Annotated in this window: 19 protein-coding genes; 9 read left to right on the top strand and 10 right to left on the bottom strand. The window is 71.1% G+C overall.

Annotated elements, in window-relative coordinates:
• Positions 1–163 precede the first annotated feature (163 nt).
• A complete protein-coding gene (locus ACWEFL_RS26720) occupies positions 164–1,027 on the top strand; it encodes a calcium-binding protein (RefSeq protein WP_451717098.1) in 864 nt (287 codons plus the stop codon).
• Positions 1,028–1,588: 561 nt separating this feature from the next.
• On the opposite strand, the gene ACWEFL_RS26715 is transcribed toward ACWEFL_RS26720, so the two are convergent.
• Entirely contained in the window at positions 1,589–2,287 is a 699-nt protein-coding gene (locus ACWEFL_RS26715) for a copper homeostasis protein CutC (RefSeq protein WP_451717096.1), read from the bottom strand.
• 270 nt (positions 2,288–2,557) lie between these two features.
• Here ACWEFL_RS26715 and ACWEFL_RS26710 point away from each other — a divergent pair, with 270 nt between their 5' ends.
• The gene (locus ACWEFL_RS26710; protein ID WP_451717164.1) at positions 2,558–4,792 is read left to right on the top strand and encodes a heavy metal translocating P-type ATPase; all 2,235 of its coding nucleotides are present in this window, start codon (positions 2,558–2,560) and stop codon (positions 4,790–4,792) included.
• 421 nt (positions 4,793–5,213) lie between these two features.
• Here ACWEFL_RS26710 and ACWEFL_RS26705 read toward each other — a convergent pair whose 3' ends face one another.
• A complete protein-coding gene (locus ACWEFL_RS26705; RefSeq protein WP_451717094.1) occupies positions 5,214–5,534 on the bottom strand; it encodes a DUF6479 family protein in 321 nt (106 codons plus the stop codon).
• A gap of 506 nt (positions 5,535–6,040) precedes the next feature.
• Between ACWEFL_RS26705 and ACWEFL_RS26700 the strand changes: the two genes are divergently transcribed.
• The gene (locus ACWEFL_RS26700; RefSeq protein WP_451717092.1) at positions 6,041–6,727 is read left to right on the top strand and encodes an HD domain-containing protein; all 687 of its coding nucleotides are present in this window, start codon (positions 6,041–6,043) and stop codon (positions 6,725–6,727) included.
• 17 nt (positions 6,728–6,744) lie between these two features.
• Here the strand turns inward: ACWEFL_RS26700 and ACWEFL_RS26695 are convergent, their stop codons facing one another.
• On the bottom strand, positions 6,745–6,918 hold the full coding sequence (locus ACWEFL_RS26695; protein ID WP_451717090.1) for a hypothetical protein: 174 nt from the start codon (positions 6,916–6,918) through the stop codon (positions 6,745–6,747).
• The gene (locus ACWEFL_RS26690) at positions 6,915–7,190 is read right to left on the bottom strand and encodes a hypothetical protein (RefSeq protein WP_451717088.1); all 276 of its coding nucleotides are present in this window, start codon (positions 7,188–7,190) and stop codon (positions 6,915–6,917) included. The genes ACWEFL_RS26695 and ACWEFL_RS26690 overlap by 4 nt, the downstream gene beginning before the upstream one ends.
• A 231-nt stretch (positions 7,191–7,421) precedes the next feature.
• Here ACWEFL_RS26690 and ACWEFL_RS26685 point away from each other — a divergent pair, with 231 nt between their 5' ends.
• Positions 7,422–8,528, top strand: a complete 1,107-nt coding sequence (locus ACWEFL_RS26685; protein ID WP_451717086.1) for an AI-2E family transporter — start codon at positions 7,422–7,424, stop codon at positions 8,526–8,528.
• 237 nt (positions 8,529–8,765) lie between these two features.
• Here ACWEFL_RS26685 and ACWEFL_RS26680 read toward each other — a convergent pair whose 3' ends face one another.
• Entirely contained in the window at positions 8,766–8,960 is a 195-nt protein-coding gene (locus ACWEFL_RS26680) for a hypothetical protein (RefSeq protein ID WP_451717084.1), read from the bottom strand.
• A gap of 10 nt (positions 8,961–8,970) precedes the next feature.
• Here ACWEFL_RS26680 and ACWEFL_RS26675 point away from each other — a divergent pair, with 10 nt between their 5' ends.
• Positions 8,971–9,609, top strand: a complete 639-nt coding sequence (locus tag ACWEFL_RS26675) for a hypothetical protein (protein ID WP_451717082.1) — start codon at positions 8,971–8,973, stop codon at positions 9,607–9,609.
• Between the two features lie 233 nt (positions 9,610–9,842).
• Positions 9,843–11,054, top strand: coding sequence for a Cmx/CmrA family chloramphenicol efflux MFS transporter (locus ACWEFL_RS26670; RefSeq protein ID WP_451717162.1), 1,212 nt, complete (start codon positions 9,843–9,845; stop codon positions 11,052–11,054).
• Between the two features lie 329 nt (positions 11,055–11,383).
• On the opposite strand, the gene ACWEFL_RS26665 is transcribed toward ACWEFL_RS26670, so the two are convergent.
• Both ACWEFL_RS26665 and ACWEFL_RS26660 read right to left on the bottom strand, forming a co-directional pair.
• Positions 11,384–11,650 carry a DUF4031 domain-containing protein gene (locus tag ACWEFL_RS26665; RefSeq protein WP_451717081.1) on the bottom strand — a complete coding sequence of 89 codons (267 nt, stop codon included), beginning with the start codon at positions 11,648–11,650 and terminating at the stop codon, positions 11,384–11,386.
• Positions 11,647–12,003, bottom strand: a complete 357-nt coding sequence (locus ACWEFL_RS26660; RefSeq protein WP_451717080.1) for a hypothetical protein — start codon at positions 12,001–12,003, stop codon at positions 11,647–11,649. The genes ACWEFL_RS26665 and ACWEFL_RS26660 overlap by 4 nt, the downstream gene beginning before the upstream one ends.
• A gap of 99 nt (positions 12,004–12,102) precedes the next feature.
• On the opposite strand from ACWEFL_RS26660, the gene ACWEFL_RS26655 reads away from it, so the two are divergent.
• The 3 genes from ACWEFL_RS26655 to ACWEFL_RS26645 all read left to right on the top strand — a co-directional run bounded on the left by ACWEFL_RS26655 (position 12,103) and on the right by ACWEFL_RS26645 (position 15,973).
• A complete protein-coding gene (locus ACWEFL_RS26655; RefSeq protein ID WP_451717078.1) occupies positions 12,103–13,023 on the top strand; it encodes a MurR/RpiR family transcriptional regulator in 921 nt (306 codons plus the stop codon).
• A 22-nt stretch (positions 13,024–13,045) separates the two neighbouring features.
• Positions 13,046–13,990, top strand: coding sequence for an N-acetylmuramic acid 6-phosphate etherase (gene murQ, locus ACWEFL_RS26650; RefSeq protein ID WP_451717077.1), 945 nt, complete (start codon positions 13,046–13,048; stop codon positions 13,988–13,990).
• A 372-nt stretch (positions 13,991–14,362) separates the two neighbouring features.
• On the top strand, positions 14,363–15,973 hold the full coding sequence (locus ACWEFL_RS26645; protein WP_451717076.1) for a PTS transporter subunit EIIC: 1,611 nt from the start codon (positions 14,363–14,365) through the stop codon (positions 15,971–15,973).
• 369 nt (positions 15,974–16,342) lie between these two features.
• On the opposite strand, the gene ACWEFL_RS26640 is transcribed toward ACWEFL_RS26645, so the two are convergent.
• The 3 genes from ACWEFL_RS26640 to ACWEFL_RS26630 all read right to left on the bottom strand — a co-directional run bounded on the left by ACWEFL_RS26640 (position 16,343) and on the right by ACWEFL_RS26630 (position 18,585).
• On the bottom strand, positions 16,343–17,212 hold the full coding sequence (locus tag ACWEFL_RS26640; RefSeq protein WP_451717074.1) for a GNAT family N-acetyltransferase: 870 nt from the start codon (positions 17,210–17,212) through the stop codon (positions 16,343–16,345).
• An 87-nt stretch (positions 17,213–17,299) separates the two neighbouring features.
• A complete protein-coding gene (locus tag ACWEFL_RS26635; protein WP_451717073.1) occupies positions 17,300–17,464 on the bottom strand; it encodes a hypothetical protein in 165 nt (54 codons plus the stop codon).
• Positions 17,461–18,585, bottom strand: a complete 1,125-nt coding sequence (locus ACWEFL_RS26630) for a radical SAM protein (RefSeq protein WP_451717071.1) — start codon at positions 18,583–18,585, stop codon at positions 17,461–17,463. The genes ACWEFL_RS26635 and ACWEFL_RS26630 overlap by 4 nt, the downstream gene beginning before the upstream one ends.
• Positions 18,586–19,228 lie beyond the last annotated feature (643 nt).

The raw sequence follows: 19,228 nt of genomic DNA, 5'->3' as shown, positions 1-19,228 counted from the left end.
GCCCGGCCTGATCGCACGGTGATTCGGTTCTCCCGTACAACCCTTCGTTCCGCTCCGGCGTCTGGAACGTCAAACAGACCTCCAGGCGCTCCGCTCGGCACTGGATATCCGTGCCGCGGAGCCCCTCGCATAAACTGGGGAATTCATGCGTATACGTGTGTCAGTGGCCGCTGTGACCGGCGCGCTCGTTCTGACCACCCTGGCGGCTCCCGCCGTCCAGGCCGACGAGAAGCCGGGTGGCTCGGGCCAGAGCGCGGCCGAGTCGGCGATCGCCGAAGCCAAGAAGCGTCTCGGAGCCAAGAAGCGTGTCGGAGCCTCGGCGGACGCGAAGGCCAAGATCGCCGCCGTCACCCCGCCGAGGATCTCAAACGTGGTCGTCAACGGCGGCAAGCCGCTCGTGGTCGGCCTCAACAACAAGAAGTTCTCGGTGACCTTCAAGGCCGCCACCCCCGACGGCGTCGCCGAGGGGTTCGCCTTCCCGTGGAGGGGCACGAACCCCGAGCTGCCCGACGGCGTGCTCGTTCCCGACACGATCATCGCCAAGAACTGCACGGGTGTAGCGCCCACCTGCCGGGCCGACTACGTGGTCGACCCCTGGTTCGACCTGGAGAACCGCCTGGCGGGCCCCTGGAAGACCCAGGTCGCCGCGCTGGCGAGCGACGGGGAGACCTTCACCTTCATCGAGAACGCCAGGACCTTCTCGATCCTGCGGGAAGCCCGTCTGACCGTGAACGCCAGCCCCGAGCCGGTGAAGAAGAACAAGACCCTCACGGTCACCGGCGGTCTGCGCGTCGCCAACTGGGACCGGGACGTCTACTCCGGCTACCGCAACCTGCCGGTCCAGCTGGAGTTCCGCAAGAAGGGCTCCACGAAGTACTCCGTGGTCAAGCGGGTCAGCACGGACAGCAAGGGCAATCTGAAGACCACGGTCAAGGCGACGACCGACGGTTACTGGCGCTACAAGTTCGTGGGCAACTCCAAGATGGCCGGGGTCGTGACGGCCGGGGACTACGTCGACGTGCGCTGATGTACCGCTGACGCGCCGACGCACTTGGTGCGCTGTGTGCCGATGCGCCGATGCGCTGATGCGCTGATGATTCCGGCCGTCTCCGTCGTACGGGGGCGGCCGGAGGCGTTTCCTCCGTACGGGAGGCGGCCGGAGCCGGCACCCGGCGGATCACCGGCACATCGCGCCCAGGCCCGTCGCGGCGAGGTCCCGTCGCGGCGAGGCGGTCTACCGCGCGGGACCGACGGCACGGCGACCGCGCGGGGACGGGGACGTGGGCGAGCGCCTGCCTCGGAGCGGACCACGCGGGCTCGCGTACTCACGTACCCGCGTGCTCACGTACTCACAGGCTCACGGGCTCGCCACACGGGATGACCAGGCGGGCAAAACGTGCAGGCAGTACGTGCAGCAGAGCGCGCGGGCCGAACCTCGGGCCGAGCGGGCGGCGGCGCGGGGCCGTTCTCATCAAGGCCCCGACATGACCGGAAAGCGCTCTCCTCTAGGCGGCCGTTCAGGCGGGCCGTTCAGGCTGCGAGTCAGGCGCGGTCAAGGCGTCGCTTCCGGCGGCGGTTCAGGCGACGTTCAGGCGTCGATGGCCATCCGCCACTTCCGTACCGCCTCCGCGCTCACCGGACCCTCCCAGCCGTTCACCCGAGCCGCGCCCCCGATGTGGAAGGCGTCGATGCCCGCGGCCATCAGGGCGGGAAGGTGGTCCAGCCGCAGGCCGCCGCCGACGAGGAGTTCGGGCTCGTAGCCCGGTTCGCCGCGCCGGGCGGCTTCCGCGACGAGGGTGGGGAGGCCGTCGTCCACGCCCAGGGGGGAGCCCGCCGTGAGGTAGGTGTCGAGGCCCGGCATATCGGCGAGCTGCTTGCGGAGCGCGTCGCGGTCGGCGGCGCGGTCGATCGCCCGGTGGAAGGTCCAGCGGCAGCCGGACGCCTCGGCGAGGAGCCGTTCCACGGTGACCAGGTCGGGGTTGCCCGCGTCGTCGAGGAAGCCCAGCACGAACTCCTGCGCCCCCTCCGCGTGCAGACCGGCCGCGGCCCGCACCAGCGCCTCCGCATCCTCCGGGGAGCCCGCCGAGAAGCCGTCCGCGAGCCGGAGCATCACCCGCAGGGGAATGCCGACCGCCTCCCGGATACGGGCGAACGTCTCCCGCGACGGGGTCAGACCGTCCGCCGCGATGTCGGTGATCAGCTCCAGCCGGTCCGCCCCTCCTGACTGCGCGGCGATCGCGTCCTCGGCGTCCAGAGCGATCACCTCCAGGACTGCACGGTTGCTCATGTGAACCCATTCCTCCTGGGGCGGCTACAGCGTTAACAGGTCTAGTCCAATAGCAAGGCTAATACGCGGGCATCGCGGATGCATCAGCGGCCCGATGAGAAGCCCCCCACATCGCGGGGTTCAGGACTTGCACGATATACCTATAGGGGGTATACATAAAGAGTGATCCGATACCCCCTAGGGGTATCATTAGAGGCATCAAGGCTCGGACAGGGAGGAACCGTGGCGCACACAGCCACCCACAAAGAGGTAGAACTCGCCATCGGCGGCATGACCTGCGCCTCTTGTGCGTCCCGTATCGAGAAGAAGCTCAACCGCATGGACGGCGTCGAAGCGACGGTGAACTACGCCACGGAGAAGGCGAAGGTCACCTTCAGCGACGACATCTCCGTACAGGATCTCATCGGGACCGTCGAGGCCACCGGCTACACCGCCGCCGAACCCAAACCCAAGCGGCAGGCCGTCGCGCCCGGCGCCGACGGCACGGCCGGCGCGCAGGAGGCCGGCGACGAGACCGAAGAGGTCGACGGGGAGCTGAAGACCCTGCGGGAACGGCTCATCACCGCTCTCGTCCTCGCCGTACCCGTCATCGCCATGGCGATGATCCCCGCCCTCCAGTTCGAGTACTGGCAGTGGCTCTCGCTGACGCTCGCCGCGCCCGTCGTCGTCTACGCCGGCTGGCCCTTCCACCGCGCCGCCTGGAAGAACGCCCGGCACGGCGCGGCCACCATGGACACCCTGATCTCCGTCGGCACGATCGCCGCGTTCCTGTGGTCGATCTACGCGCTGTTCTGGGGTCACGCGGGCATGCCCGGCATGACCCACCCGTTCGAGCTGACCATCTCCCGCTCCGACGGCTCCTCCAACATCTATCTGGAGGCCGCCGCCGGCGTCACCGCCTTCATCCTGGCCGGGCGCTACTTCGAGGCCCGCTCCAAGCGCAAGGCGGGGGCGGCGCTCAGGGCGCTGATGGAGCTGGGCGCGAAGGAGGTCACCGTTCTCCGGGACGGCCAGGAGGTACGCATCCCCACGGCCCAGCTGGCCGTCGGCGACCACTTCCTCGTACGCCCCGGCGAGAAGATCGCCACCGACGGTCTCGTGGTCGAGGGCTCGTCCGCCGTGGACGCCTCCATGCTGACCGGTGAGTCGGTGCCCGTCGAGGTCGGCCCCGGCGACTCCGTCACCGGAGCCACCCTGAACGCCGGCGGCCGGCTGGTCGTCGAGGCCACCCGCGTCGGGGCCGACACCCAGCTCGCCCGGATGGCCAAGCTGGTCGAGGACGCGCAGAACGGCAAGGCGGCGGCCCAGCGGCTCGCCGACAAGATCTCCGGCGTCTTCGTGCCGATCGTGATCCTGCTGGCGCTCGGCACCCTCGGCGTCTGGCTGGCGATGGGCGAGGGCTGGGCAGCGGCCTTCACCGCCGCCGTCGCCGTACTGATCATCGCCTGCCCCTGCGCCCTGGGGCTCGCCACCCCGACCGCCCTCATGGTCGGTACGGGCCGCGGCGCGCAGCTCGGCATCCTCATCAAGGGCCCCGAGGTCCTGGAGACCACCCGCAAGGTCGACACCGTCGTCCTCGACAAGACCGGAACCGTCACCACCGGCAAGATGACCCTGCTCGGCGTGCACGTCCACTCCACCACCGACCGGGCCGAGGTCCTGCGGCTGGCGGGCGCTCTGGAGAACGCCTCCGAGCACCCGATCGCCCAGGCCGTCGCCACCGGAGCCACCGCCGAGGTCGGCACGCTCCCCGCGCCCGAGGACTTCGCCAACATCCCCGGACTCGGCGTTCAGGGCATCGTCGAAGGCCACGCCATGCTGGTGGGCCGGGTCAAGCTGCTCGCCGAATGGGAGATCCACCTGCCGGAGGACCTGGCGCGTGCCAAGGCCGAGGCGGAGGCCGCGGGCCGTACCGCGATCGCGGTGGCCTGGGACGGCGAGGCCCGCGCGGTCCTGGAGGTCGCGGACGCGGTCAAGGAGACCAGCGCCGAAGCCATCACCCGGCTGCGCGGCCTGGGCCTGACCCCGATCCTGCTGACCGGGGACAACAAGGCCGTCGCCGAGGCGGTGGCCGCCGAGGTCGGCATCGGCGAGGTGATCGCCGAGGTCATGCCGGAGGACAAGGTCGACGTCGTCAAGCGCCTCCAGGCGGAGGGCCGCAGCGTCGCCATGGTCGGCGACGGCGTCAACGACGCGGCGGCGCTCGCCCAGGCCGATCTGGGCCTGGCGATGGGCACCGGCACGGACGCCGCGATCGAGGCCAGCGATCTGACCCTGGTCCGCGGTGACCTGCGGTCGGCGGCCGACGCGATCCGGCTGGCGCGCAAGACGCTGGGCACGATCCGTACGAACCTGTTCTGGGCCTTCGCCTACAACGTGGCGGCGCTGCCGCTCGCCGCGATGGGGCTGCTGAGCCCGATGATCGCGGGCGCGGCGATGGCCTTCTCGTCGGTGTTCGTGGTCGGGAACAGCCTGCGGCTGCGGGGCTTCAGGGCGGCCTCGTAGTCACAGCGGTACCGAACCCGAACCGGTACCAGGAGGCCGAGGGCCCGGGCATCACGCCCGGGCCCTCGGTCTTTGGTTTTGACGGCCCCACCCGCGGCGCTCGGTCTTTGGAGGCTCGCCCTGTGGCGCTCGGCCTTTGGCTTCCGCGGCTCCGCGCGCCGCCCGACGGGCGGGCACTTGGCCGGGTGGGCGGGCACTTGGCCGGGTGGGCACGCGCCCTGGCCGGGTGGGCACGCGCCCTGGCCGGGCGGGCAACTGGCCGGGCGGGCGCGCACCGGGTCAGGCGAACGCGCGACTGGACGGGCAGCGCGCCGGAACCCGCGAAGACCCGCGGGAGGCGAACCATCCCCGTGAGGACCGGCCGGTTGGACGAACACGGCCACTCAGCCGCCTCCGCCGCGTCAGGCCGCGTCAGGCCGCGTCAGCCGCCCAGGCCGCCGCTGCCGAAGGAGCCGCTGTGGGGGTTCGGGCTGTGCTTGGGCCTGCTCTCCGGGCCCTTGCCCGTGCTGTGGCTGCTGTGCGTCCTCAGGTTGTACGGGAGCAGACGCCCCCCGTCGTGGGGGAAGGAGTCCTCCCCGTCGGCCTCACGGACTTCCTCGATGTGCTCACGGTGATCGGGCTTGCGCGGCTGCTCTTCCGGGCGCGGCACCACGAGCTGGGCCCGCCGCCGACCGTCGCGCCACATGGCCACGGTTATCAGGGCCACCAGGATGAGCCCGAAGAGGATCATCACTCCGATCATGATGTCTGCCCTCCGCTACGGCTGGTAGGCGTTTTCCCTCCGTCTTTCTCCAGTGTCACCCCGATCGGCGCTTTTGGTCGCCTGGGACGGATCGGGCCGCGAAATCGCTCCTCGGACCTGCGGGACGGTTTCGCTCGGGTGACGGTGGGCGACGTTCCCCGAGCCGTAAGCTACCCCCGACGAGTGATCCGTAACGAGGAGTTCCAGCGCGTGGATTCTCCTGGTGCGCCGATCGCTTTCGGTGACGACGTGGTCGAAGCCCTCCGTCGCATCCGTCAGAGCTGCGCTGACCTCGCTACCGGCTTCTTCCGTCCCGGCACAACGGGTTCCATGTAGGCCGGCCGGCCTCTTCAGGCCGCAGAGATCCAGGGGCAGGTGATGCCCATGCGGCGAATCCGCCTGCCGTTTGCCGCGCGGGCCCGCTGTCCGGGGTCCCGTGGCCTACAAGGTCCCTCGTCCCGAGCGGCACGTACCGGAGCCGTGCGCCCGCGCCGTACAGTCGTTCCATGAGCGACCCCGCCGCCGGCGCGGCCCACCCGGACGAGCCCTGTGCCGATCTCCGCGAACGGTGGACACGTACGGTCACGGCCGCACGCGGCGGCGGTGCGGCCGACGGTCCGGACCCGGTCCCGTACGCGGAGAATCTGCTTGCCCGCTGGGGCGAGCCGCAGCGCCGGTACCACACCACCGCCCACCTGGTCGCGGTCCTCGACCACGTCGACACGCTCGCCGCGCATGCCGCCGATCCCGAACTCGTACGCCTGGCGGCCTGGTTCCACGACGCGGTCTACCTTCCCGAGCGCTCGGAGAACGAGGAGCGCTCGGCCCGTCTCGCGGAGCGCGCCCTTCCCGAAGCCGGGCTCTCCCCCGAGGCCACCGCCGAAGTCGCCCGTCTGGTCCGCCTCACCGTCACCCACGCCCCGGCCGACGACGACGCCAACGGCGCGGTCCTGTGCGACGCCGATCTCGCGATCCTGGCCTCGGGCCCGGAGCCGTACGCCGCCTACACCGCCGCCGTACGGGAGGAGTACGGCTTCGTCCCGGACGACGCCTTCCGCGCCGGCCGGGCCGCCGTGCTGCGCCAACTCCTCGATCTGCCGCGCCTCTTCCACACCCCGCACGGCGTACGCGAATGGGAGACGCGGGCCCGTCGCAACCTCACGGCCGAACTGGCCCTCCTCGCCCCCGAGTAGAGGCTCCTGAACAGGGGCTACTCGTTGGGAGTGGGGCCTGGGGTGAGGTGGGGTGCGCACTGGGGGCACGCGTAGTGGAGTGAGTGTTCTGTCCAGCGGATGGGGATGGGTGCGTGGGTGGGGCGGTGGCAGTGGGTGCAGTCGGCGGTGAGGGGTTCGGGTACGGGGACGGTGAGTCCGTCGACGGTCATCCGGGCGCTCCCGGAAGCGCGGCCAGGTCCAGGCCGCGGGCCATGTGGACGAGGATCCGGCGGGGCCGGGGTCGTACGGTCCGGAGCCGCAGGGTGTCGTCGAGGGGTGCGTAGGGCCGTACGAGGTGGGTGTCCTCGCCGCGCAACGGCGTGTGGCGTTCGCTGACGTGCCAGGGGACGGGGGTGGTCCATGCTCCTTCGCCAGCGTCTACCGGGCACTCGCCGAGCACGCCAGGCGCGAGACGTATCCCGAGGCCGTGGCGCAGGTCCACGCCGACTTCGCCGCCCTCACCGGTGGTGAACCATCCGAACCCCGCACAGAGGCCACGGCCCTGGCTACACGCTGAGTTCCTCGGCCCTTCCGGCAGCGTCGGGAGGACAGGGCCGAGACGGTGGTGCCCGGACGTCGGGTCCGGCCGAACAGCGGATCAGGGCGGTGCCCTCCGGGTGAAACGGTCGACGCCCACGGGGACCCGCGGACCGGCGGCGGTAACAGCGAAGGGATGTCCAGCACCGCCGAGCCGCCGCCGTCACCGCCCGCCCCCACCCCGCACCCGGCCGTACCCGAGGGTCTGCGCGTCGCCGCCGCGTACGCCTGGCGCGTCGTCGTGGTGGTGCTCGTCGTCCTCGGGGTCTTCTCCGTGCTCGGCCGCTTCCATCAGATCGCCGTCGCCGTCTTCCTGGCACTCGTGGCCACGGCCGTGCTGCGGCCCACCGCCGGCCTGCTGGCCCGCAGGCTGCCCCGCGCGCTCGCCGTAGGGCTGACGGTGACCGGCAGCATCGTCCTCGTCCTCGGTGTGTTCGCGCTGGTCGGGGAGGTGGTCGCCGGGCAGCAGAGCACGCTGGCGCGGGAGTTCCACAACGGGTTCAACCGGATCCTGCAGCTACTGGAGAAGCCTCCGTTCCGGCTCTCCCCCCACGCCCTGACCGACTTCCAGTCCCAGCTCGGGCATCTGCTCACGACCCACCGCTCCGCGCTGGTGAGCACCGCCCTCAGCGGCGCCGGCCGGGTGATCGAGGTGTTCACCGTGCTCGCCCTCGCCGTGTTCTGCTCCTTCTTCTTCATCCACTCCGGCGAGCGGTACTGGGCCTGGTTCTGCGCCGATCTGCCGTCCCGGTTCCGCGGCCGTACCGCCACGGCGGGACGGGCCGCGTGGCGGACCTTCACCGGCTACACCCACGGCGTGCTCCTCGTCGCCACGGTCAACGCGGTCCTCGTCGGCATCGCGCTCGCCCTGCTCGGCGTACCCCTCGCGCTGCCACTGGCGCTGCTGGAGTTCTTCGCCGCGTTCGTCCCCCTGATCGGCTCGCCGATCGCTCTGGCCGTCGCGGTGGTGATCGCGCTCGCGTCCAAGGGAGTGCTGGTGGCGGGGATCGTGGTGGTGCTCATCGTGGTCATCGGGCAGATCGAGGCCCATCTGCTGCACCCGCTGGTCATGAGCTGGGCGGTCCGGCTTCACCCCGTCGTGGTGGCCCTCTCCGTGGTCGGAGGCGCCATCACGGCGGGCGTGATCGGCGCGGTGGTGGCCGTCCCGCTGGTCGCCGTGGTCTGGTCGGTACGGCAGGCGCTCCGCGACCCGAGCGCACTCCGCGGCCCGAGCGAGAAGTGAAAGAGACGGCCCGGACACCCCCGGTACACCCGGACACCCCCGGTACACCCGGACACTCCCGGTAGACGCGGACACCCCCGGTACACATGGATCGTCGTCATCGCGATCAGCCGAGAAACCACCCTGGGCAGGGCCGACGCCCAAAGACCGGTTTCCACCGCTCCGGCGCGGGTGGATCTCGTTCAACTGCCTTGGGGCTGGCGGCGATTGCGGCCCTCATGCTGCCCGGATGTCCACTCAGCCCGTGCCGCGCCGTCCATCCTTCTCTCCGGCCGCTCGGCGACGCTCAGCCTGCGCCCGGACGGGTTGCTCCTGACGCTGCCCCGCGCCCAGTTGCACATACCTCTGGAAGCCGTCGAGGAAGTACGCCTGGACGCGTCCCGGCGCGCCGTCGCTGTCGTACTCACCGGCGCCGGAGGGCGTCGACCCCACCGTCCACCACGTGCACTCCCGCAACTCCGCGGCCGCCCAGGCGCTCGTCGCAGCGGTCGGCGCCGCCCTTCCACGACGGGACCCGTCCACTCCCAGGGAGGACGGCGCCGCGATGGTCCGTACGTCGGAGACCGCCCCGAGGCGATGGGACCCGGACCCACTTCTGATCGCCCTGTGGGTCGTCGGCGGCGCATACGCGGCGGGAGTCGTGGGCCTCTTCGCGGTCGGCGAGTGGCTCAACGCCGTAGCGGCGGTGTTCGCCCTGCTGCCCCTCGCCCTCGGCCTGGCCTTCGTCGTCCCCCTGGTCTGGCACCTGTGCCGGCGGATCGTCCTCCGGTTCCGCGGCGTTCCCATGGAGGCGACCCTCGACGAGAACAGCGGCTACCCGAGGTCCTTCCGCTACACCGACACCACGGGTGTGGACCGCACCATGAGGGCCGATCACAGCGTCCGCCGTGTCCCCGGGCAGCCCGAGCGCGTACGGCTGATCCACGATCCACGGCGCGCCTCCGACCCTCTTCCCGTGCTGACCCCGTGGGGTGTGGTGCGCCGTGCCCTGACGGTCCTCCTCTGGATGCCGGGCGTCCTCATCAGCCTTCTTCTGGGGCCGTACCAGATCGTGTACGGGCTGTTTCTACGCGGCGACTGACCCGGCCGGGACGGCCGGCGCGGCGGCCCGTGGGCCAGCCGCTCAACCAAGGGCGCTGGAAGTCCGGCCGCTCAACCGAGGGTGCCGGGAGTCCGGCACGCTCAGCCGAGGGTGCGGGGAGTCCGGCACTCCTCCCCCGCGAAACCCATGCAAGATCGTCCGCGCTCCTGGGAATGACAGGCACAACCGCGACCGTTGCCCATGTCATGCCCGAATCCGACTCTCGTCGCCGTATGCCGCTCGCCGTCTACATGCTCGGCCTGTCCGTCTTCGCGCTCGGCACGAGCGAGTTCATGCTCTCCGGGCTTCTGCCGCCCATCGCGGACGACATGGATGTGTCGATCCCGCAGGCCGGGCTTCTCATATCCGCGTTCGCGATCGGGATGGTGGTCGGCGCGCCGCTGCTCGCCGTGGCGACGCTGCGGCTGCCGCGCAAGGCGACGCTCATCGCGCTGATCTCGGTGTTCGGGGTGGGGCAGGTCGCGGGGGCGGTGGCTCCGACGTACGAGGTCCTGTTCGTGTCGCGGGTGGTCAGCGCGTTCGCGTGTGCGGGGTTCTGGGCGCTCGGGGCGGCCGTGGCCATCGCGATGGTGCCGGTGAACGCGCGGGCGCGGGCGATGGCGGTGATGATCGGCGGGCTGTCGATCGCGAATGTGCTGGGCGTGCCGGCGGGGGCGTTCCTCGGGGAGCAGTTCGGGTGGCGGTCGGCGTTCTGGGCGGTCGGGCTGGCGTCGGCGGTCGCGCTCGTGGGAGTCGTGACGCTGATCCCCCGGATTCCGCTGCCCGAGGAGAAGCCGCGGCTGCGGCGGGAGTTGTCGATCTACCGGGACCGGCAGGTCTGGCTCTCCATCGCGATCACGGCGCTCGCGGCGGGCGGGGTCTTCTGCGCGTTCTCGTATCTCGCGCCGCTGCTGACGGACGTCGCCGGAATCGGCGAGGGCTGGGTGCCGACGGTGCTGGCCCTGTTCGGGCTCGGCGCCCTCGTCGGTACGACGGTGGGCGGCCGGATCGCGGACGCGCGCCTCTTCGGGGTGATGCTCAGCGGGATCACCGCGTCGACCGTGTTCCTCGCGGCCCTCGCGCTCTTCGCCACCACCCCGGCAGCCGTGGTCACCCTGGCGTTCCTGCTCGGGCTCTCCGCCTTCTTCACGGCTCCGGCCCTCAACGCCCGGATGTTCAATGTCGCGGGCGCGGCCCCCACCCTCGCCGGCGCGACGACGACCGCGGCCTTCAACCTGGGCAACACGGGCGGCCCCTGGCTCGGCGGCACGGTCATCGACGCGGACTTCGGCTTCGCGTCGACGGCCTGGGCGGGCGCGGGGATGATGCTCGTCGCCGTGGCCCTGGTCGGCGTCTCGCTGCGGCTGCACGGCGGGTCGCGGGTGGTGACGTCGTCGTCCTCCGGCGTCCGGGAGCCGGCGGTGGCCTGCGCCGAACAGGTCTGACCGGGCGCCGGGCGGGAGGTGGACGGGAGGCGGACGGTTCGAGCCGTCGGGGCCGTTCAAGGTGTTCAGGCTGTTCGAGCAATTCAAGCCGTTCGAGCTGTTCGAGCTGTTCAGGTCGCCTGCGTCGTTCGGACCGTTCAGGTCGTTCAGGTCGTTCAGGTCCCTTGAGCCGTTCGAGTCGTTCAGGCCGTCCGGGTCGCTGGAGCTGTTCGGATCGTTCCCGTCGTACGGTTTCATCCGGGCCGTTCCGGTTCATTCCGGGTCGTTCCGGGTCGTTCCGGGTCGTTCCGGGTCCTCGGGGCGACGCCCCGCAGCGTGCGCTCCACGCCCTACGCCGGCCGCCCCTTCGGCCGCCGCAGACCCGCCGCCGTCAGCAGTCTGACCACCTCGCGGCTCGACACCTGCACCGCGCCCGCCGCCACCGCGTCGGCGTAGCGGTGGGAGGGGACGTCGTAGTGGTCGCGTTCGAAGGCGCGGCGGGGGCAGCCGATGGAGGCGGCGAAGGCGTGGAGTTCGTCGTACGAGACATCGCTGATCAGGTGGGACCACATCCGTCCATGACCGGGCCAGGTCGGCGGGTCGATGTAGACCGTCACGCGAGGCCGCCGACGGCGGACACCACCACGCCCGCCTTGGCGCAGACCCAGTGCGGGTCCGAGCCCAGCTCCGGTTCGACGTCGAGGGCGTGCGGGTCGCCCGCGTCGCAGACGGGGCAGAGGGGCCAGCGGCCATGGCTTTCGAGAAGGGCGTCCTGGACGTCCTGGGCGACGAGACCCGTGACGTAGTCGACGCCTTCCGGCCACTGCCGCACCCACCAGCGGCGGTGGGTCACCGACTTCTCGACCATCGACACCACCTCGGCGTCCGCGACATCGCGCGCGGCCAGATCCGCGAGGACCAGGGCGCGGGCCATGTGCAGCGCCTGCTCAAGGGGGTCGGCATCGTCCATGCGCCCATTGTCCCGCACCCGCCAGGACTCCGTGCCATGTCCGATTCCGTACCAGATGGGGGTTGACTGAACAGTAGAGCAGAAAATATCTTTCATGATGTGAGTGATGACGTGAAGGAAATTTTCAGCAACAAGGCGCCGCCCGCGCCCGCCGCCCTCGCCGCCAAAGTCCGGACGCTCACCCCGTCCATGACCCGCTCCATGCAGCTCGTCGCCGAAGCCGTCGCCGACGACCCGGCGGGCTGCGCGGCCCTCACCGTCACCGCTCTCGCCGAGCGGACCGGCACCAGCGAGGCCACCGTGGTCCGTACGGCACGTCTTCTCGGTTACCCCGGATACAGGGATCTGCGCCTCGCCCTCGCCGGGCTCGCCGCCCACCAGCAGTCCGGCCGCGCGCCGAGCGTCACCGCGGACATCGCCGTCGACGACCCGATCGACGAAGTCGTCGCCAAGCTCGCCCACGACGAGCAGCAGACCCTCGCCGACACGGCCGCCGGCCTCGACACCACACAGCTCTCCGCCGTCGTCACGGCCGCCGCCACCGCACGCCGTATCGACATCTACGGCATCGGCGCGTCCTCGCTCGTCGGCATGGACCTCGCGCAGAAGCTGCTCCGTATCGGCCTGATAGCGCACGCGCACGCCGACCCGCACCTCGCGGTCACCAACGCCGTCCAGCTCCGTAGCGGCGATGTGGCCATCGCGATCACCCACTCCGGCTCGACCGGCGATGTGATCGAACCCCTCCGCGTCGCCTTCGAGCACGGAGCCACGACCGTCGCCATCACCGGCCGCCCCGACGCGCCCGTATCGCAGTACGCCGACCACGTCCTGACCACGTCCGCCGCCCGCGAGAGCGAGCTGCGCCCGGCCGCCATGTCGTCCCGTACCAGTCAGCTCCTCGTGGTGGACTGCCTGTTCATCGGTGTGGCCCAGCGCACGTACGACACCGCGGCCCCCGCGCTCGCCGCCTCGTACGAAGCCCTCGCACACCGGCACAGCCCCCGCAACAGCCGCTGAACGACCGATGAGGAAGCCCCCCATGACCTCCGCCACACCCGCCACACCCGCTTACGGCGAACTCCGCGCCCAGCTCGAAACGCTCACCACCGAGGCGTTCCGGCCCGAACTCTCCGACATCGACCAGCTGCCCACCCTCGACATCGCCCGGACCATGAACGACGAGGACCGGACCGTGCCGGTCGCCGTCGCCGAGCAGCTGCCGGCCATCGCCGCCGTGATCGACGCCCTGGCCGAGCGGATGGCGCGCGGCGGCCGGCTCGTCTACGCGGGCGCGGGCACCGCCGGTCGGCTCGGCGTGCTCGACGCCAGCGAGTGTCCGCCCACCTTCAACACCGATCCCTCCCAGGTCGTGGGCCTGATCGCGGGCGGGCCGTCCGCGCTGGTGGAAGCGGTCGAGGGCGCGGAGGACAGCGAGCGGCTGGCCGCGGACGATCTGGCGGAGCTGGGCCTCACGGCGGACGACACCGTCGTCGGCATCTCGGCGTCGGGTCGCACGCCGTACGCGATCGGCGCGGTGGAGTACGCCCGTACCGCGGGCGCGCTCACCGTCGGCCTGTCCTGCAACGCGGGCAGCCCCCTCGCCGCCGCCGCCGAGCACGGCATCGAAGTCGTCGTCGGGCCCGAACTGCTCAACGGCTCGACGCGGCTGAAGGCCGGCACGGCCCAGAAGCTCGTCCTCAACATGATCACGACGATCACGATGATCCGGCTCGGCAAGACGTACGGGAATCTGATGGTCGACCTCCGCGCCAGCAACGAGAAACTGCGCGCCCGCTCCCGCAGAATCGTTTCCTTTGCGACGGGGGCGTCGGATGAGGAGGTGGAGGCCGCGCTTGCCGCGACCGATGGCGAGGTGAAGGCCGCGATCCTCACGATTCTCGGTTCGGTCGACGGGCCCACGGCCGCGAGGCTCCTGACGGAGTCGGGCGGGCGGCTGCGCGCCGCGCTCCAGGCGGCCGGCTGAGCCCGCCGGCCGACGTCGGCCGGACGCCAGCCGGACGCCGACCGAACGCCGAGCTGACGCCGAGCGCTTGGCCGGGTGCCGGCCGGAGGTGGACCGGACGCCGACCGAACTCCGGCCCGAGGGCCCCAGGTGGACCGGATGGCCGTCGGCCGACCGCCGTCGTGAGCTTCATCCCGGCGGACGGGGACGGCTGACGACGCTCCCGCCGACGGGCCCGCCCGCCGCCGGCGCCCACGGCCGCCGCCCGTACCGCAAACCCCGCCGCCGCCCAGCCCACCGCAAGCCCCAGGACCCAGGCCGAACGCCAGGCCCGTCACAAGCCCCTTTCAAGGACACGCACCCGCACCGCCCCCGCACAGCAAGGCACCGCACATGAGCACACCCGAAAACAAGAACCGCGCCATCGCCGCCGCGATCCTTCCCCTCGTCGGCGGCGCGGCCAACGTCTCCTCCGTCGCCCACTGCATGACCCGTCTCCGCCTCGGTCTGCACGACCGTACGCTCGTGCAGGACGACGCCCTCAAGGCGCTGCCCTCCGTGATGGGCGTGGTCGAGGACGACACGTATCAGATCGTCCTCGGTCCGGGCACCGTCGCCCGCGTCACCCCGGAGTTCGAGGCCCTGGTCGCCGAGGCGGGGACAGATGCGGGAGCGGCAGCCGGGGCGCAGGCCGGCAGACAGGCCGGAAGCCCGCCGGGAGGCAACACCGCCGAGGAACTGGCCGACAAGGGCGCGGCGATCAAGGCCGCGCGGAAGGCCCGTAACGCCACCCCCTTCAAACTCTTCCTGCGGAAGATCGCGAACATCTTCGTCCCGCTGATCCCCGCCCTCATCGGCTGCGGCATCATCGCCGGAATCAACGGCCTCCTCATCAACCTCGGCTGGCTGACCTCCGTCACCCCGGCGCTCGCCGCCATGGCCAGCGGATTCATGGCCCTGATCGCGGTCTTCGTCGGCTTCAACACGGCGAAGGAGTTCGGCGGCACCCCGATCCTGGGCGGCGCGGTCGCCGCGATCATCGTGTTCCCGGGGGTCGCGAAGATCGACGCGTTCGGTCAGCAGCTCTCGCCCGGTCAGGGCGGCGTGCTCGGCGCGCTCGGGGCCGCGGTGCTCGCGGTGTACGTCGAGAAATGGTGCAGGCGCTGGGTGCCGGAGTCGCTGGACGTGCTGGTCACCCCGACCCTGACGGTCCTCGTCTCCGGGCTGGTCACCATCTTCGGCCTGATGTTCGTGGCCGGCGAGGTCTCCACCGCCATCGGCGACTTCGCCAACTGGCTGCTGGAGAACGGCGGCGCGGGCGCGGGCTTCGTGCTCGGCGGGCTGTTCCTGCCGCTGGTGATGCTGGGCCTGCACCAGGCGCTGATCCCCATCCACACGACGCTGATCGAGCAGCAGGGCTACACCGTGCTGCTGCCCATCCTCGCGATGGCGGGCGCGGGCCAGGTCGGCGCGGCGATGGCCGTGTACGTCAGGCTCCCGAAGAACATCTCGATCCGGAACACCATCAAGTCCGCGCTCCCTGCCGGTGTGCTGGGCGTCGGCGAGCCGCTGATCTACGGTGTCTCGCTGCCGCTGGGCCGCCCGTTCATCACGGCGTGCGTCGGCGGGGCCTTCGGCGGCGGCTTCGTCGGACTGTTCAACATGCTCGGCGACAAGGTGGGTTCGACGGCGATCGGCCCCTCGGGGTGGGCGTTGTTCCCGCTGGTTCAGGGCAACCACGGCCTCGGCACGACGGTCGCGATCTACGCGGGCGGGCTGCTGGTCGGGTACGTGGTGGGCTTCCTCGCCACGTACTGGTTCGGGTTCACCCCCGCGATGCTGGAGGAGTTCAACGCCGCGCCCGCGACGCAGCCCACGACTCAGGTCGCCGGGGCACCGGCCGCCGCGCCTGCCGCGCCGGTCGCATCGGCCGCACCCGCGGGGTCGGCCGTGCCGGCCGGGTCCGGCGCCGGGGCCTCGACCTCGCCGACGCCCCAGCCGTAAGCCGGTTCGCGCACTTCCGGCACGAAGAACGACTCGGTCGCCACGGCACCGTCCATCGGATGCGTCCGCTCGCTCACCGTACCGGTGAAGCGGCCGGTGTCGCGGCGACCACCTCGGCCATCACGCCGTACTGACCGACCGCCATGCTCACGTACAAGGTCCGCCGGCAGTTCCCACGACTGCCGGCGGACCTCCATTGCTACCCCGGGCTTGTCGTTCCGGGTCGCGCCTTGAACCCGATCACGGCGAGCCGGTCGAACCCGACGGGTCAGCGGGTTGGCGATGCCGACGAGAGCCTGCGGAGCGGTGGGCGTTGGCGGCGAGCGCGAGGCGGTGGGCGGCGACGCGCGCGTACGGATGCTGAATCGGCTACGCCGGAGTGGTGTGGCTGAAGCCGAGGGAAGTCAGTCCTTCGGCTTGGCACAGCCTGTCGGATGGGCCGCCGACCTCGGTCTGAAGGAGCTGGTAGGAGGCACCGTGGGACTGGCCCCAGTACATCGCGGCCCGCCACAGGGCGCGGCCCAGACCCTGCCCTCGCGCCTCGGGCAGGACCGCGAAGTACTGGGGCATGAGCTGGGGGCATCCGATCGCGTCGGGGCGTACTTCCATGGGGCCGATCGCGCCCACGATCCGGTCCTCGACGGCGGCGGCGAGGACCGGGCCGCAGCTACCTGCCCGCATCCGGGTGTGGAGGAAGGCCAGGCCGTCAGCGGCCATGGCCGTGGCGAACGGCGCGAAGGTCTCCCGCACGGCGCTCGGCCAGTCGTCCACGGGGCGTACCGGGCCGCCGAACTCGGGGCACGGGCAGGTGGTGAAGTCCTTCAGCTGGATGCGTGTGCCTCGCGGGAAGCCGGTCTCGGGGCCGAGCGGGCGCACGACTCGGGCCTTCATCGCGTCGTGCACTGCGGCGAGCTTCACCGCCAGCCCGGCGGCTTCGTCCACGACGCCGCTGCGGTGCCCGTAGGCGAAGACCTTGACGGTGCCGCGTCCACGCCGGGTCAGGGTGGGGATGAGGGTGTGGTCGGGCTGATGGACCACATCGCCGCGGAGGACCGTCTCGTCCTTCTCGCCACTCCAGCGCCGGTCCTTGTCGTAGTGGAGGAAAGACCGGTCGGCGACAGCCGCTCGCAGAGTGTCCTCGAAGAGGTCGACGGTGAGCGCGTGGGGGTGGACGGGGCCGAGAGTCGGCACGATCGGCGCGGTCAGTACGGGCCGGAGCCAGTCCCAGCGGAAGAACATGAGCGGCACCCTAACGGTCGGCCGGTCAGGGTTCAGGCCCCGGCGCGAACACGCCAGGGCCTGAACGGAACCGACTGGATCTGTCGGTCAGTGGGGGTTGTCGTCGCCGGCGTCGCAGGAGCATTCCGCGCTCTCCACGACGTCGTCCAGGTCCAGGACGGCGGTCACCGAGTGGGCGGCGACCGGTGGTGCCGCGCGACGCGCCGAGGTCGGCGGGCCCGGCAGAAGGTCCACCAGTACGGGTGAGGTCATGATGCGTTCTCCTTGTCGCCGTGTTGGCAGTAGCTGTGCAGCGGCGCCTTGGCTTCCTGGTAGTGCTTGGCCAGGGGGCGGCAGACCCGGCAGGTGCCGGACAAGGCGCAGCCCTCGCACCCTCCGGTGCGAAGCATGAGGCGGTCGGCGATGACGCCGAGCCGGGCCAGGCCGTCGATGCCTTCGGCCATGAGGTCGATCTGGTCGTCCCGGCCGACCTTGCAGATCGACACCTTGGCGTGCGGGTCGGCGTGGAAGAAGGTGTGTCCCGCGTTGCAGCCGGCGAACGGCTTGCGCTGCCTCAGGTGGGCGGCGGACTGAGCAAGCAGTGGCTCGCCACCGCCGTAGATCGTGGGCGTCATGTTCGTGTAGGCGTGGTTCTCGACGTTCCACCCATCGGCGAGGGCGGCCATCTCGTCCGCCTCGGAGGCGTTGTCCTCCGTCACCACGACGTTGATGCGCAGAGGCAGGCCCGCCTCCCGTGCGGCGTCCATGCCGCGCCGGAACGCTTTCCACGCGCCACGGCGCTGGGTGAGCGTGTCGAAGGACTCTTCGCTCGCTCCGTACATGCTGACGACCAGCCGGTAGGGCGGGCAGGCCCGGAAGAGCTTGAGGAGGTCCGGCCGCCAGAGCAGCGAGCCGTTGGTGGAGATGGTGAGCATCATCCCGGCCTGCCAGGCGTATCGGTAAGCGCCCTGGAAGTCCGGGTCCATGGTGGGCTCGCCGCCGGTGATCTGGAGCCAGAGGACACCGGCCTCGCGCATGATGTCCAGCAGCCGCACCTTGTCCTCCCAGCCGAGGCCGGAAAAGGGACGGTCGCCGAGGTAGCAGTGCTTGCAGCCGAAGTTGCAGCCGAGGTTGATCTCCCAGGAGGCGCGGCAGTAGCCGTACGGGGACGGCTTGCGCACCAGCACCGTGCCCTGCGCGGGCCGACCGCTCAGGTCAACACCCCACACGTCGGCGGCAGTCTGCACCGCCCAGGTAGGCATATCCTCGCCGTCGGCGGCAGCCTGCCGCAGACCGTCGTAGTGGCCGAGGGGGATTCGGGCTCCGGCCCTCGCTCCGGGTTTGAGGAGCAGGTGTCCGTCGAGGAACGGTGATGCGATCAGCGCGTGTGCCATCAGCGGCCTTCCTTCAGGATCGTGGAACGTGACGGCCCGCGTAGGCCATGACGGCCAGCGCGGCAGTAGATCTCGCCAAGCCCGTTGCAGGTGCCGCAGCTCTTGCCGGACGAGTCGGTGCCGCTACCGCCGCAGTCCCTGCAGCTCTCGTTGTGAGGAGGGAGAGGGTGCCGGGACTGAACTCCGCCGTGGGAGTCGACGTACTCGGCGGCCAACCTCTCTCGCGCTTCCCGCACCAGGTCCAGGGGCACCCGGCGCCAGTGTGTACACCGCATCACGACTCCACCTGAGAGGAGGCTCCGGAGCACGGGGAGTGGTCCGTGCAGCGCGGGCACGTGCACGGCGGAAAGTGACCGGGGTTGTCGAGGGTCACCGGATTCTCGTCTTCCTGTACCTCGGTCATCTGGCCCCAAGTCCGGCCGGAGTCGCGGGAAACCCTGAGCGTCATAAGGACCCGCTGCTCAGCGCCTAGGCCCTGCGTCCGCGCGTTGTCATCCGGCTCGCGTGCCAGAGCCTCGTCTCTCGTCGTCATGACCGAACTCCTCTGTGAATCCCGCTGCTCGTCCAGGGCAACATCCAGGAAAGCGCCAGAAGTCGGAGGTCTCCACGGCATCCATGCGGCACTCTTGACACAGGTCCGTGC

This window comes from Streptomyces sp. NPDC004838 (assembly GCF_053600955.1).
This window is presented reverse-complemented; position numbering and strand designations above follow the sequence as displayed.